Source organism: Patiriisocius hiemis (genome assembly GCF_031846325.1).
Lineage (GTDB): Bacteria > Bacteroidota > Bacteroidia > Flavobacteriales > Flavobacteriaceae > Patiriisocius_A > Patiriisocius_A hiemis.
Genome location: NZ_JAVRHZ010000004.1, coordinates 97,395 through 111,789, shown reverse-complemented (window position 1 = coordinate 111,789; position 14,395 = coordinate 97,395). Strand labels below are relative to the sequence as shown.

The following is a 14,395-nucleotide window of genomic DNA, read 5'->3' as shown; positions in this document are numbered from 1 at the left end:
GGTAGCTAATTTACTTCTTTATAATCCTTCTTATATAATATTTAAAAAATAATTTAAAACTAGATACTTTCATTAAAAAAGGTAAGGTCCGACTGAAAAAATTAAACCTCATAATCCCAAGTAATGAAATATGATTTCTTGGTAAATGGTCAATAATCCTTTTATAAAATAAAGAAACCGTTGCCAAAGCTTCTTTGCTAAATTTATAATTATAAAATTGTAAACCAAAATCCCAAATAGATATCCAATTTTTGAAATGCCTTACAATAAATTTTCTATTACCTAATGTCGTTTTCCCTGCGGTTGATAAACCTTGATTTGTTTGCCTATAAACAGCCATGGGCTCATCTATAAAATAAAAACTTCCTAATTTCCCTAAAAGAAAACTTAATGCAACATCTCCAAAAGCCACTTTTGTGTACCAATCTGGAAAAAAATTCTCCGTTATTACATTTCTAAAAAGTAAGCTACGTGATTTTACACGAAGCTTGTTTTCAAAAACTTCTTTTACGGTCCCATGGGTATTAGGAAAATAACCGTGTCCCTTTTTTGGTGCAGCTACCTCTACCCACTCCTCGTTTTGGTAAATAGCATATTTCTGCCAATGATGGCATAGAATATAGTCTTTATTCTTTTCAAGTATATCAACTTGTTTTTGAAGTTTTAATGGGTCCGCCCAATAATCATCTCCCTCACAGAGGGCAATATATGTTCCCTTAGCAACTTTTAAACTTTCTCTAAAATTAAACCTCCCAGTAGGGTTTCCATTAATATAAATTACATCCTTACGAGATCTTAAAAACAATTTAATTTTTTCAGGATGCTTTAAGGCATATTGTTTACATATATCTCTAGTGCCGTCTTGGCTCTCATCTTCCCCTATTATAATTTCGAAAGGAAAATTACACACTTGAGAAAGGATACTATCTAGGCATTCTTTAATATAGTCTTTGTGGTTATATGTCGTGACTATTACACTTACCATGCCATTCACTATCCTCTAAAAGTTAAGATTAAAGTACTCTTCAGGAAGTTTTTGGTCTAAAAGCGCAGCTACCTTATGATTTCCTTCTTCGTAAAATTCTTTAAAAAAAGAAATCCATTTAGGATTTGTATCATAAACTAGTTTGTTTGTTTTATCTGAAGACACTGCCCTTTCAATTAATTCCGTTTTTATAATCACATCAGAAAATGTCTCCTTTTCTTCTTCAAAGAAGGATAAATCTTCTTCCAAATACTTTTTTATTCTATGTTTTTCAGCCGATTCTAAAAGATGGTTACCTAAATCGTGAGGATATTCAGCATTAAGGACAGCCTTTGTCATTATTTTATTTGAAGGTATTGCTTCGTTATAGTGCCCAAAATCCATTTTTGTTTCGGAAATACCTAAAAACCTATTTAAATCTGAAAAGAGTTTTATGCGACCATCCTGTAGAATTAATTCATTCTTTTCATTTCTGTAATCTTCAAAGAAAAAGACTCCAACGTTTTCTTTTCCAAACAACTGGGTGTAAGTTTCAACAACATAATCGTATCGAAAATCATAGACAAAATTTCGATCTTGGTATTTGTAGAGTAACTTAATAAAATCTGAAAAATTGGATGCAAACCCAACTCTTACACATTCTCTATATAATGATTTTAGTAAGCTAAACTGATTTCTAATAATCATTACAATTTTAGTATCAGAGCCAAATATTTGTACTAATCGTTCTGCCTTTTCCTTTCCGCTTAATCCATCATAACTAAATGCAAATCCAAGGTGTTCTCCCGAAACTCCAATAACTTTAGCACCCCTCTCATGTTTTTTGAATAATGATTGAAAATGCTCAATAATGGTTTTCTCAACCTCCTTGTACTTATAATATTTACAAGTCTTTAAATAAACTTCTAATGTTTTTTCAACAATGCTATCGCGGTATCCCAAATTATTATCGACACCAATTCCTAAATGAAATATATCTGGGTGTTTTGAAAAATAATCTCTTTGCAATGAAGTAGAGAAATTTTTAGGAAATCCAATATGTATATATTTCTTCATCACAATTCCTTTTGAATAGCATACCCAAATCCCGAAGCACCAAATCCGTTACCGTTATAAATTAAATATCTTTTCCCTTCAAAGACATAGGTCGTGCAATATTCAATCATAATAGAATCCCATCCTTCTTCGCTTTTAGCAATACCAACTTTTTCATCTAACCGCTCCCAATGAACTCCATCTTTTGATTCAGAATATCCAATAGAATACCCTGCGTTTTTTTGATCTCTATATCCTGCGGCTTTTCTATTAGAGTGCAGCATTTTATAGACACCGTCTTCTTTATAAACACAAGGTCTGCCAATGGCATCTATAGTACCAAACTTAAAGTCGATACACACTTTATTCGTTCTTTCCCAAGTGATTCCATCTTGTGAATGAGCGTATTTTACATTATAAAAAGGTTCTGGATGATTATTAATAATTTCAATTTTTTCACAATTTAAGTACCACATTTTCCATTCGTTCGCTTCTTTAATTACACAGGGTTGCCCTACCCAAATAGGATCGTGAATACTTCTATCCATCAAAGGCCCTTTAAATACTTTTTTAAATGTAAACCCATCATCTTCACTAACAGCCAATCCAATAGATAGTCTATAGGACGCTATATCACTTTTGTTCCATCCAGTGTAATATAAATAGAGTTTTCCTTCATGATACAGAAACCAAGAAGGCATCGTTCCAGAATCGTCATATGCACCAGGACTTCCTTTTGTCAAAACTGGTTTTTGATGAATATATAAAATTTTTGAAGGCATTTTAGGGTCAACATCTATAAAAGATACCGAAGAAGCACTATCCTTGTTTCTTGTTGAATAAAATATTCTTAGTTGTTTTTCATTAAGCAACAAAGCAAATGGAACTTGCGCATGGCTCTTGCTCCATTCGTGTTCGCCTGTGGGTTTAAAAATCAATCCTTTCTTTTCCCACTTCATATTAGTACATTTTATAACTAAGTTTTCCTTCTAGCTTTTTTGCAGGATTTCCTACATATACCCCCCACTCATCGGTTTCTTGTTTTGTAATACTTGCTCCCATAGCGACCAAAGTCCCTTTTTTAAGGTGTGTATAATCCCTAATCGTGGCATTTACGCCAAAAAAACAATGAGACTCTACTACACAATGCCCAGAAAGCACCACATGCGAAGTAAAAAAAACATGGTCTTTTATTTCTCCATGATGCCCAATATGATTGCCACTCCATAAAACCACATTATTCCCAATTTTAGTAAAGGGCTGTATGGTATTATCTTCCAAAATAAAGCAATTCTCCCCTATCTCATTATCAAATATTGTTGCCTTACTGCTTATATAAGATATAAATGCATACCCCATCTTCTTTCCCTCCAGATAAATTTTCTCTCGATGCTGGTTCATACTTTTTGCAGTCATAGGGGCAAACAATTTATAGTCGCTAGGTGGATAAGCAGTTGTAATATCTTCAAAAGCTACAACGGGCAAGCCTTTAAATGCAGTCTCTTTTAAATACTCTTTTGAAACGGTAAAAGCTACTACCTCGTGCTCGCTATCATGCTGTAAATAATAATGAGCGAGCTCTGCTGTATCTAATAATCCAAAAATAACAACTTTTGCCATGGCTAATTGAGTTTATATTGTTCTATTAAATGAAGCGTCTCTTGTTTAGAATTAAACATCAATACATCTATTATAGATAACCCTACTACAGATGGATGCCGAAATTGTGGGTAAGGCACTAAATTGTTTTCAATAAAATGAAGCCGTACTCCTTGATCCGAAAAATACGATTTTTCATACAATTCTTTTCCTCCCGAAGGATTAATATAGTCTATTACTCCCTTTTGTTTTGTTATTGCTATTAATCTGTCTGCCTTTTCCATTCCTACGGTCTCATGGTAGGCTTCAGAACTCAATTCAAATTTGGTATTGAGGGAAAGGTAATGTGAAATTTTTTCAATTCCATGAATGGCCAAATCTGCAATAGTTTCATATTCCAGCTTAAAAATCTCTTTTAATAATGCCTCAACAACCAAAAAATAAGGTGCCTTTTTATAATTAAACGCTAGGGTTTGAAAGAATTTTTCTTCCCACTTTCCGCTTTTCTGAATATATGTTTCCTTAATTAGTTTATTTTGAGATGCCTCCTTGAGCGGCACCGTAAAAAGGCTTTCTTTTCCTTGAACCAAAAGCTTGTTTCTATTTATCCAACCCCGTTTTATATAATGTACATCATCATAAAACACAAAAGTATCCACGGCGTGAATTAACTGAAAATACCCTATATAAGGAAACAAATAGGGCTGCATAATGGCTATAGAAGATTTCATCCGGCAATCGCTTTAATAACGATACGTTGTTGGTCGTCCGTAATGTCATGAGAAAGAGGTAAACACAAGACTCTTTTTGAAATACTTTCAGAAATGGGCATATCGGTATGAGATACGTAAGGGAGGGTGTTTAAACTAGGATAAAAATAGCGTCTTGGAAAAATATCTTGCGTATTTAGTTTTTGCTGTACCTGTAGTAATTGCGCTTCAGTATCAAAAATAAGAGGGAAGTACGAATAATTCCATTGGGTTTCCTCTCGTATTTTAATTGTCTCAAATTGTGACAAATGATCTTTGTAAAATGCAACAGCAGCTTTACGATGTTTTATAATATCATCTATATACGGCATCACAGCCAATCCCATAGCAGCTTGTAACTCACTCATTTTCCCGTTAATCCCAACCCCTTGAAAATCTTCTTTACCTTTATGCCCAAAATTATGATGGTAAAACAACTTTTCAAACAATAAAGCATCGTTGCAAAAAGCAGCACCTCCCTCCCCTGTATGAAAAAGCTTGGTGGCATGAAAACTACATGTACTTACATCGCCAAAATTAAATATGCTTTCCCCCTTATATTGCACCCCAAAACAATGAGCCGCATCGTAAATTACTTTAAGATTGTGTTTTATAGCAATGGCTTCAATCTCTTTAATGGCACAAGGATTTCCAAATACATGCGTTGCCAATATAGCGGTAGTTTTAGGAGTAATGGCTGCTTCTATTTTTGTCTCGTCTATAGTTAAATAATGGGGGTGTATATCTACAAAAACAGGAGTACAGCCTTCCCAAGAAATAGTAGAGGTAGTTGCCACATAACTAAAAGGGGTAGTAATAATTTCTCCTTGTAAACCCAAAGCCTTAATTGCTATTTGCAAGGGTAAGGTGCCATTGGTCATGGTTAGTAACGGTACGCTTTGCAAATACGCCTGTATTTTCTTCTCCAATTCCTTAACCAAGGCTCCTCGATTGGTAATCCAAACCTTATCCCAAGCCCGTTTCAAAATAGCTTGATAGACTTCTTGAGGGGGTAAAAAGGTTTTGGTGACGTTTATCATTATTATTTTAGGCTTGTTTTATTCTCCCAGGGGAAGGTTTCATAAAGCATTGTTTCGTTTAAAAAAGAACACAACATTTTATATGCATTATTATGGGCTACATTTAGCACCAACAAATTATCTCTATTCTTGAAATAATCTTGTACCGAAGCATTATGAGTATTGTAATACGTCTTTAGCTTTGTTTCGTCATAAGGATTCTCGTCTTCCTGAATCCCAAAAACTTTTTTTCGTACATCAGCGCGGTAGCCTCTATATCGATAGGGTGAGTTTTTTAAATCTTCCCATGTTGGAAGTCGATTTCCTTCTGTAATTGTTTTCGCATGGAAGTTTATCAAAGAACTATACCAATGATCATCAGAGTCTCTTACCGTGAGAATAAACTTCGAATTTTTAAAATATTGGTCTAAGGCAATATATGTGTGCTGAAAACAAAAAGGAGCGTCTTGAAAAGCATCTGCTGTTTTACAGAAATCTATTATGGCTTTAAAGTTTCTATTGGCATACTCATTTAGTAATAATTCAGCCTTTATTTGATCGCCCATTTTGTAACGAAAATCACTAAGGGCTTTTTCAACAGATGTTGTTCCTGTTTTTCCAGATCCAATACAAAAAACTTTATTTTTCTTTTTTCTTCTAATCATGTGTGCTTAAAAACCAATCCAGTTTTATCTTAATAGGGGCAATGGATTTACCCATCCATTCTCCGAGTTTCCTAGTACTTTCTAGTACTTGAAATGAAATAATATCATCCAGTTTAACCGTTACTGTTTTTTTATTTTCAACAAATAGCACGTTTACAAAAAACTCTTCCGAACTAAAAAAACTTGAAGGAAACCGAACGCTATGCTCTACTGTACCTGTTTCATTTTTGTTTTCAATATTTTGAGATAATCCACTTCCACAACTTATTACATAATTACCTTTTGAATCTTTAATTTGTAGCGTAGTATCTATTTGAATATTTTCTGATAGTTTATTAAACTGAATCTTAAATTCAATTTCATCTTCAAATTCTATTGGCTCTTCCAATGCTTTTCCAACAGCTCCTACACTAATAGATACAGGTCTTACGTGAGGGGAGTATTCAAATTCATTTGGATTAAAAATACTATTGTTTCTAATTCCTCTATTTGAGGAATTTAATTTCAAATAAAAATCTATAGCTTCGTCTGTATGTCCATTAAATGCTAATCCACCATTATCCAATACAATACATCGAGTACATAAGCTCTTTACAGCAGCCATGTTATGACTTACAAACAACACGGTACGACCTTGTCCCCTACTAATATCTTGCATTTTCCCTACCGCCTTTTTCTGAAACTCGGCATCCCCTACTGCCAAAACCTCATCAATAACCATAATATCGGGCTCTAAATGCGCAGCTACGGCAAATGCCAAACGCACTGTCATTCCACTACTATACCGCTTGGTAGGCGTGTCTATATATAACTCACAACCAGAAAAATCTATAATTTCATCTATTTTACTGGCAATTTCTGCTTTGGTCATCCCTAGTATAGCCCCATTAAGATAAATATTTTCGCGTCCTGTTAACTCAGGGTGAAACCCCGTCCCTACCTCCAGTAAGGAAGCAATACGCCCTCTACTTTTTATAGTTCCCGTAGTTGGGCTAGTAACTTGAGATAATATTTTAAGCAAGGTGCTTTTTCCTGCTCCATTTTTACCTATAATACCTAGTACTTCACCTTCTTCAACTTCAAAATTAATATCCTGTAAGGCCCATACATAATCTTCAGTAGCTTTTTTGGTTCTATCATTTACTCCACCAACTTTTAAATAAGGATCTTCTTTACCTCGAATACGATGCCAAAACCGGTTAAAATCATGTTTTAAGGTACCAGTACCTACCAGACCTAAACGGTATTGTTTACTTATATTTTCAGCTTTAAGAATAATACTCATTATACAGTATCTATAAATGTTTTTTCGGTTCTATTAAATAATATAAGCCCTACCAGAAATAATGCAGTTGCTAATAGCGATACATATAGTAAAGGTGTCCAGTTAAAAGCTACGCCAGGTGGGTTAAACAAAATATACCTAAACCCTTCAATAATATGAGTTATTGGGTTATACTCAACCACCCAAGCATATTCAGGTTGTTTTTTTTGGATTTCGGCTAATGGATAGGGTACCGCAGAAACATACATCAACATTTGCATTACAAAGGACATTAAAATAGAGATATCTCTATATTTTGTTGTCCATGTAGAGAGAATCATCCCCACACCAAGCCCAAACAACATCATTAATAGTATATAAACTGGAAACAATAAGGTATATACACTCAAAGAAATTTGTGCTCCATTTACTAGGTAATAGATATAAAAGCCTATTAAAATGAGCAATTGTATCCCAAACTTAAAAAGGTTGGATATTACTTTTGATAATGGTACTATAAATCGAGGAAAATACACCTTCCCAAAAATACCAGCGTTACTCCTAAACGTATTTGAGGTTCCTGTTAGGCATATTTTAAAGTAATTCCATGCTGTAATACCAGAGAGGTTAAACAAAAAAGCAGGAACAAAACCGGTACTAATACTTGCAATGTTGTTAAACACCAACGTAAAGATAACAGAGGTAAAAAAGGGTTGTATAAAAAACCATAGTGGCCCTAATACTGTTTGCTTGTAAACAGTAACAATGTCTCGCTTTATAAATAAGACCAATAAATCTCTATACCGCCATATCTCCTTAAAATTAAGGTCTATTAATTTCCTTTTGGAGGAAATTTCAAAAAGCCATTGATCTTGTTGTTTATTCATTATTTGATAAAGTACTTCCATGTGATGTTTAAACCATCATGGACTGAAAATTCTGGATTGTAATTTAGTAATCTTTTTGCTTTGTCAATATTAGCTAGTGAATCTCTTACATCTCCTTGCCTTGGAGGACCATAGACTGCCTCTACATTTTTTTCTGAAGTACTAACCAGGTTATCCCAAAGTGTGTTTAAGCTTATTCGCTCACCGTAGGCAATATTAAATACATTATTTACAGCTTTTTCTGAAGCAAAAAAGCCTTTAATATTTGCTTGTACTGCGTTTTCTACATAAGTAAAATCACGAGTTTGTTCGCCATCACCATTTATGGTTGGGGGTTTTTCATCTTTTAGCGCTTGCATAAACAAAGGAATTACAGCAGCGTAGGCACCATTAGGGCTTTGTTTTGGTCCAAAAACATTAAAATACCTAAGTCCTATGGTATGCGTATTATAGGTTTTATAAAACACATCTGCATATAACTCATTCACATATTTTGTAACGGCATAGGGCGAAAGCGGTTTACCTATAATTTCTTCTTGTTTTGGTAAACTTTTACTATCTCCATAGGTTGAACTTGACGCTGCATAAATCATTCTTTTCACACTAGGAGAATCGTTTTGAGCTACTAGCATATTTAAAAAACCAGAAATATTTACCTCGTTAGATGTAATGGGGTCATTAATAGAACGAGGCACAGAGCCAAGCGCAGCTTGATGGGAAACGTAATCTATACCTTCCATTGCCTTTTTGCAGTCCTCCAAGTTTCTAATATCCCCTTCCATAAACTGAAAAGCGGGATTTGTTTTAAATTCTTCTAGGTTTGTTAAAGAACCTGTTGCTAGATTGTCTAAAACGCGAACTCTTTTTGCCCCATTGGTAAGTAAATAACCTACAATATTTGACCCTATAAACCCAGCTCCTCCGGTTATTAAAAATGAATACTTTGAAAGGTCTTCGCTATGATACTTATTTTCGAACATTATAATCTTCCGTCTATTAAGTTAGTATCTAAAAATGCTTTAACATCAAATACAACAGCTTTCTCTGAGGTGTAGTTTGAAATTTTAAAGTCTTTGAAAAGGTCATGTGCTACTGCTAGGATAATAGCATCATAATTATTAATTAACTCTTCTTTTTTGGTTTTTAAATCAAATCCAAATTCGTGTTTTACCTCTTCAGGGTTTGCCCACGGGTCATAGACATCAACTTTAAGGTTGAATTTTTTTATTTCATCAATAACATCTATCACTTTGCTATTTCTAATATCTGGACAGTTTTCTTTAAAAGTAGTTCCAAGAACCAAAACATTACCATTTTTTACTTTGGCATCTTTTTGAATCATTAACTTAATTACTTCTTGAGCTACATAATTCCCCATGCCATCATTCATGCGTCTTCCAGCAAGAATAATCTCTGGGTTGTAGCCTTCTTCTTGAGCTTTTTGAGCTAGGTAGTATGGATCAACACCTATGCAATGTCCTCCTACAAGTCCTGGAGTAAATTTTAAGAAGTTCCATTTGGTTGCTGCTGCTTCCAGTACTTCTTGTGTATCAATATTTAGAAGTCTAAATATTTTTGATAGCTCATTAACAAAAGCAATGTTGATATCACGTTGCGAGTTTTCTATAACCTTCGCTGCTTCTGCCACTTTTATAGAGGGTGCAAGATGCGTTCCAGCAGTAATAATAGAGGCGTATAAATTGTCTATATATGATGCGGCTTCAGGAGTTGAACCAGAGGTTACTTTTAATATTTTAGTAACGGTATGTTTCTTATCACCTGGGTTAATTCTTTCTGGAGAATATCCTACATAAAAATCTGTATTAAATTGTAATCCTGAAACTTTCTCTAGGATAGGCACACAGATATCTTCGGTAACACCTGGATATACGGTAGATTCATAAATAACAGTATCTCCTTTTTTAAGAACACTCCCAACAGATTCACTAGATTTTTCAAGTGGAATTAATACTGGCTGGTTGTATTTATTGGTAGGTGTAGGTACAGTAACTATAAAAACTGTTGCTTCTTTTATATCATCTAATGTAGCTGTGACTTTTAAACCTATCTCTTTTGTAGAGAGAACTTCTTCTAATTCTTCTTTAGAAACTTCTAGCGTAAAATCATCTGCGTTATTTAGTTCTTTGACACGTTTTAAATTAATATCAAACCCAATGACATTGTATTTTTTAGCAAAGGCAACTGCTAAAGGCAACCCTACGTAGCCAAGGCCTATAATTGCTATTGTTGGTTTTTGTTTCATTACTATATTTTTTTGGGGCTTTTAAAGTGATTTAAGTAAATAATAAATATCTTTTGTAAAACTCCAGGTGAGTACATATTCTTTATTAATAGCTACTTTATCTGGCCAAATGACTTCATCATTATATTTTTTGGGATTGTCTTGTTGTAACAAGATTTCTTCTTCGTTTTTATATTTTATTGTTGCTGGTCCTGTAATTCCGGGTCTTACACTTAGAATAATTCTATCGTCATTGCTCAATGTATCTGCATACCCAATTATATCTGGTCTTGGTCCTACAAAACTCATATCTCCTTTTAACACATTAAATAATTGAGGGAGTTCATCGAGTTTTGTTTTTCGTATCCAACTTCCAAAAGGGGTCTCACTATTTTTAATCGCTTTAATATCCTCATGCCAAGTCCCTTTTAAAGATCTAATTTTATAAAAGGAAAATAAAGAGCCATATATTCCAACTCGTTTTTGAACAAATAACCCATTTTGCTTTGTGCTTATACTAGCGATTATTAACAGCAAAATTAATGGAATTATAACGAATGGAAGCATTAAAAACGAAAGGATTACATCAAAAAAGCGCTTGCTTATTTTTTGCTTTTTGGTAAGCATTATTATTTTCTAAACTTTAAAAACCTACTTATTTTTTCCCAGAGACTAGGCTTAGCCCCATCTTCGTGATATCCATTACCATATTTTCCGTAACCATATCCATAACCGTAACCATAACCGTAACCATATCCATACTTAGGTTTATCATTAAAAAAGTTTAGAATAAAACTTATGTTTGATACTTCGCCACGTTTATATTTTTCATTAATTAAAGAAAACATACCGCGTTTGGTATAGTTCTGTCTTACCATGTAGATTGTTGCATCTGCAAACTTAATTAACTCTAGAGAGTCTGTCACTAGTCCTACTGGCGGGGAGTCTAATATTATATAATCGTATTCTTTTTTAAGTTCATTAATTAAATGCTCCATACGTTCACCCATTAATAATTCTGAAGGATTAGGTGGTATGGGCCCCGAAGTAATAATATCAAGATGTGGAACTTGAGTTTTTTGAATAATTTGAGGTAGTTCTAAATCGTGAATAAGATAGTTAACTATCCCTCTGTCATTATCAATATTAAAATCTCCAAAAATTTTAGGTTTGCGTAAATCTAACCCAAGTAAAACTGTTTTCTTTTCACTTAACGCAAATACCGAAGCTATATTTATAGAGGTAAATGTTTTACCTTCTCCACTTACAGAAGAAGTAATAAGTACTGTTTTTGTACCTTCAATACCCTGCTTTTTATACATAAATTGAAGGCTTGAACGTATGCCTCTAAAGGATTCGGCAATTGCAGATTTTGGTTTCTCTAACACAGCAAGATTATTATCAAGGCGACTTTTTCCTATAACACCTAGCATTGGTATCTTAGAAAGACGTTCTACATCCTTAACTGTATGAATTTTTGTGTCAAAGAAAACCCTTAAAAACACAATAACAAAGGGTATTAAAAAACCATATAGTCCTGCTAGAATATAATTTAACTGTGTATTGGGACCCACTTGACCTCCACCAGTATCTTTAGCAGAGTCAATCACCAATACATCACTTACATTGGCAGCTTTTACCAAATTAGCCTCACTTAATTTAGAAAGAAACAAATTGTATGAACCTTGACTTAGATTGTATCTACGTTCAATCTTAATTAGGTCTTGTTGTTCTTTTGGTAAACGACGAATCTCCGCTTCATAGCGAGCAATATCTCTATTAATATTACTTAGCTCTTGATTTATTAATCCTTTTGAAGAAGTAATATTTTCTAATAAAACTTTTTTAAGAGCGTCTATTTGCCTATCTATATCGTTAAAAACCGGGGCTCCTTCCTTAAAGGAATATTCTAACTTACTTCTATCTTGAGCTAAGGCTACAATTTTACCTACTCCAGAAACTATACTACCTTCTGTTATTCCTGCAACAGAGGGAGCCGGAACACTTCTATAGTCTTTTCGGTTTACTAAGTAGTCCTCTAATACCCTATAGTAATTTAACTCTTGCTCAACACCTTCTTTACGAATATCTAGGCTATTTAAACGTGCCTGCAATTGAGCTCCTTCAGATTCTAAACTAAGTACAGCACTTCTATTTTTAAAGTTATTGAGTTCATCTTCAACATCTAATAATTCTTCAGACTTTCTCTGAAGCATACTATCTATAAACTTAATCGTTTTGGTTGCAAATAAATTTTTTCGTTCTAAGGCGTTATCTTGAAGTACTTCTACTGAAGTGTTTAGATAATCTACTAATTTTGCTTTGTTTGTACCTACCATATTAAGTCTCAATACAGATGAGCCTGGAGGTTGTTGTAAAATTGAAATTTTATAGCGTTTTACAGCTGCATCAAAATTTGAAAAAGACAGGTAGTACGGAACTCCTGGTCTTGTAGTAAATCCTTCTCTTGATAATAAACGCCCATTAAAAAAAGGGAGTTCAATCTTTTCTCCTAGTTTAAAATCTTGAGAAAAAGTACCAGATTCAAAATTACGGTTTACTATTGCTTTAGTGTCGTAAACTTGAAGTCTTTTAATACCTCCTTCACCAAAGTCTGTAGCAACTGTAAAAGTTATACTATCCTTAAATTGAATGTTTATTTCTTGACCTAAAATTTGAGGTTTTAAAGTATCTACCTCTACATAAAAGGGCGTTTTTTTATAGGCGTCTATTTTTTTATACTTCCCATCTTTTTTGTAATTAAGGTAGTATTGTAAACGTTCAACAACAGACTCGTTATGAGATCTAGATTCTAAAATAGTAATTGCAGTATTTACTTTATCTGTTGTTCCTCCCCAATTAAAGGTTAAGCTTGTGTTAGTAGTAAAAAAGGGGTTTTGGTCATCCTTAATGGTCACCAAATTTTGCATTCTATAAACTGGAAGCTTACGCACATTAACGTAGTAAGCAACACCAAAAGCAATTGCTAACGAAATTAAAAACAAAGGCCAATAACTTAAAAGCTTTAATAAAAAGCCTTTAAAATCAAACGTAGACTCTATTTTTTCAATTTCAAACTCTTCTTCCATAGTTGTTAAAGCCTAGTAAATAGCAAAATTGTTGTAGAAAGCGCTGTAATAACAGTTAGTATTGTTCTAAAACTCTCTAAACCTGTTCTTCCAGTTCCAATTGTTTTTTGAGGTAATGGATTAATCAAAATTAAATCATTTGGCTGCACAAAATAATAGGGTGATTGCATAGCATCAATACTTGTTAGGTCTACATGATGTACTTTTTGACCTAAAGGATATTGTCTTATTATAACTACATTTTTTCTATCCCCTTCCAAAGTAATATCTCCACTATTAGCAATTGCCTCCATTAAGGTAAGCTCGTTTCTAGGTTCTATTCTAGTTCCTGGACTTCCAATTTCTCCATTAATAGTGTATCTAATACCGCCAAGCTTTACTGTAACAAAAATGTTAGCCTGATCTTTGTAATAATCCTTTAGCAACAGCTCTTCAATCTTAACCCTAACCTCTTCAACCGTGTAACCCAATACATTAATCTCGCCAAGTATGGGAACTCGGATATTTCCGTGCCTATTTACCGTAAACCCATCGTAATAGAGCCTATCTTCATCGGTGGCATTAGGATCATTATTACCTACTGGGTTAAAAATATCTATAAACTCTGGGTCTAATGCTTTAGTCCTTATACTTATAACGTCGTTAACTCTTAGTCTATAAGGGTTTGCTTTTTTTTGGATAGGCAACAAACTATCAATTGTATTTTTGTTTTCTTGAAGATACGTCAATTGTTTTTTTGAAATACAAGACGATATACTTATTGTAAAAATGAGTAGTACAATTATGTATGCAAACTTCATATAGATTGGGTTGTTACTTAGACAAATATAGCCTAACCATACTAATAATAAAATATAATTT

At 33.6% G+C, this 14,395-nt stretch carries 14 protein-coding genes; all 14 read right to left on the bottom strand.

The annotated features are described in order from the left end of the window. Positions 1–10 precede the first annotated feature (10 nt). Genes RM538_RS08405 through RM538_RS08340 form a run of 14 tightly spaced genes read right to left on the bottom strand, consistent with a single transcriptional unit; the run spans position 11 to position 14,334 of the window. Entirely contained in the window at positions 11–985 is a 975-nt protein-coding gene (locus RM538_RS08405; protein WP_311332976.1) for a glycosyltransferase, read from the bottom strand. Between the two features lie 15 nt (positions 986–1,000). Beyond that, the gene (locus tag RM538_RS08400; RefSeq protein ID WP_311332975.1) at positions 1,001–2,041 is read right to left on the bottom strand and encodes a hypothetical protein; all 1,041 of its coding nucleotides are present in this window, start codon (positions 2,039–2,041) and stop codon (positions 1,001–1,003) included. Beyond that, positions 2,041–2,979: a hypothetical protein gene (locus tag RM538_RS08395; RefSeq protein ID WP_311332974.1), complete on the bottom strand. Its 939-nt coding sequence runs from the start codon at positions 2,977–2,979 to the stop codon at positions 2,041–2,043. The genes RM538_RS08400 and RM538_RS08395 overlap by 1 nt, the downstream gene beginning before the upstream one ends. Position 2,980: 1 nt before the next feature. Beyond that, positions 2,981–3,640 carry an acetyltransferase gene (locus tag RM538_RS08390; RefSeq protein ID WP_311332973.1) on the bottom strand — a complete coding sequence of 220 codons (660 nt, stop codon included), beginning with the start codon at positions 3,638–3,640 and terminating at the stop codon, positions 2,981–2,983. A gap of 2 nt (positions 3,641–3,642) precedes the next feature. Then, a complete protein-coding gene (locus tag RM538_RS08385; RefSeq protein WP_311332972.1) occupies positions 3,643–4,350 on the bottom strand; it encodes a WbqC family protein in 708 nt (235 codons plus the stop codon). Further along, positions 4,347–5,408 (bottom strand): DegT/DnrJ/EryC1/StrS family aminotransferase, encoded by a 1,062-nt coding sequence (locus RM538_RS08380; RefSeq protein ID WP_311332971.1) that lies wholly within the window; start codon positions 5,406–5,408, stop codon positions 4,347–4,349. Before RM538_RS08380 ends, RM538_RS08385 begins: the two co-directional genes overlap by 4 nt. Positions 5,409–5,410: 2 nt before the next feature. Further along, positions 5,411–6,052 (bottom strand): sulfotransferase, encoded by a 642-nt coding sequence (locus RM538_RS08375; RefSeq protein WP_311332970.1) that lies wholly within the window; start codon positions 6,050–6,052, stop codon positions 5,411–5,413. Further along, a complete protein-coding gene (locus RM538_RS08370; protein WP_311332969.1) occupies positions 6,045–7,337 on the bottom strand; it encodes an ABC transporter ATP-binding protein in 1,293 nt (430 codons plus the stop codon). Before RM538_RS08370 ends, RM538_RS08375 begins: the two co-directional genes overlap by 8 nt. Continuing rightward, positions 7,337–8,203 (bottom strand): ABC transporter permease, encoded by an 867-nt coding sequence (locus RM538_RS08365; RefSeq protein ID WP_311332968.1) that lies wholly within the window; start codon positions 8,201–8,203, stop codon positions 7,337–7,339. Before RM538_RS08365 ends, RM538_RS08370 begins: the two co-directional genes overlap by 1 nt. Further along, complete coding sequence (locus RM538_RS08360) at positions 8,203–9,183, bottom strand: SDR family oxidoreductase (RefSeq protein ID WP_311332967.1); 981 nt, start codon at positions 9,181–9,183, stop codon at positions 8,203–8,205. The genes RM538_RS08365 and RM538_RS08360 overlap by 1 nt, the downstream gene beginning before the upstream one ends. After that, the gene (locus tag RM538_RS08355; protein ID WP_311332966.1) at positions 9,183–10,466 is read right to left on the bottom strand and encodes a nucleotide sugar dehydrogenase; all 1,284 of its coding nucleotides are present in this window, start codon (positions 10,464–10,466) and stop codon (positions 9,183–9,185) included. The genes RM538_RS08360 and RM538_RS08355 overlap by 1 nt, the downstream gene beginning before the upstream one ends. A gap of 21 nt (positions 10,467–10,487) precedes the next feature. Continuing rightward, positions 10,488–11,072, bottom strand: coding sequence for a sugar transferase (locus RM538_RS08350; protein WP_311332965.1), 585 nt, complete (start codon positions 11,070–11,072; stop codon positions 10,488–10,490). Positions 11,073–11,074: 2 nt separating this feature from the next. Then, positions 11,075–13,534, bottom strand: a complete 2,460-nt coding sequence (locus RM538_RS08345) for a GumC family protein (protein WP_311332964.1) — start codon at positions 13,532–13,534, stop codon at positions 11,075–11,077. Between the two features lie 5 nt (positions 13,535–13,539). Next, positions 13,540–14,334: a polysaccharide biosynthesis/export family protein gene (locus RM538_RS08340; RefSeq protein ID WP_311332963.1), complete on the bottom strand. Its 795-nt coding sequence runs from the start codon at positions 14,332–14,334 to the stop codon at positions 13,540–13,542. Positions 14,335–14,395: the final 61 nt, after the last annotated feature.

Coding starts and splice junctions, on each gene's coding strand:
- RM538_RS08365 (WP_311332968.1), bottom strand. CDS start 8,203: ATGAATAAACAACAAGATCAATGGCTTTTTGAAATTTCCTCCAAAAGG.
- RM538_RS08405 (WP_311332976.1), bottom strand. CDS start 985: ATGGTAAGTGTAATAGTCACGACATATAACCACAAAGACTATATTAAA.
- RM538_RS08350 (WP_311332965.1), bottom strand. CDS start 11,072: ATGCTTACCAAAAAGCAAAAAATAAGCAAGCGCTTTTTTGATGTAATC.
- RM538_RS08370 (WP_311332969.1), bottom strand. CDS start 7,337: ATGAGTATTATTCTTAAAGCTGAAAATATAAGTAAACAATACCGTTTA.
- RM538_RS08395 (WP_311332974.1), bottom strand. CDS start 2,979: ATGAAGTGGGAAAAGAAAGGATTGATTTTTAAACCCACAGGCGAACAC.
- RM538_RS08400 (WP_311332975.1), bottom strand. CDS start 2,041: ATGAAGAAATATATACATATTGGATTTCCTAAAAATTTCTCTACTTCA.
- RM538_RS08390 (WP_311332973.1), bottom strand. CDS start 3,640: ATGGCAAAAGTTGTTATTTTTGGATTATTAGATACAGCAGAGCTCGCT.
- RM538_RS08340 (WP_311332963.1), bottom strand. CDS start 14,334: ATGAAGTTTGCATACATAATTGTACTACTCATTTTTACAATAAGTATA.
- RM538_RS08380 (WP_311332971.1), bottom strand. CDS start 5,408: ATGATAAACGTCACCAAAACCTTTTTACCCCCTCAAGAAGTCTATCAA.
- RM538_RS08355 (WP_311332966.1), bottom strand. CDS start 10,466: ATGAAACAAAAACCAACAATAGCAATTATAGGCCTTGGCTACGTAGGG.
- RM538_RS08385 (WP_311332972.1), bottom strand. CDS start 4,350: ATGAAATCTTCTATAGCCATTATGCAGCCCTATTTGTTTCCTTATATA.
- RM538_RS08375 (WP_311332970.1), bottom strand. CDS start 6,052: ATGATTAGAAGAAAAAAGAAAAATAAAGTTTTTTGTATTGGATCTGGA.
- RM538_RS08360 (WP_311332967.1), bottom strand. CDS start 9,183: ATGTTCGAAAATAAGTATCATAGCGAAGACCTTTCAAAGTATTCATTT.
- RM538_RS08345 (WP_311332964.1), bottom strand. CDS start 13,534: ATGGAAGAAGAGTTTGAAATTGAAAAAATAGAGTCTACGTTTGATTTT.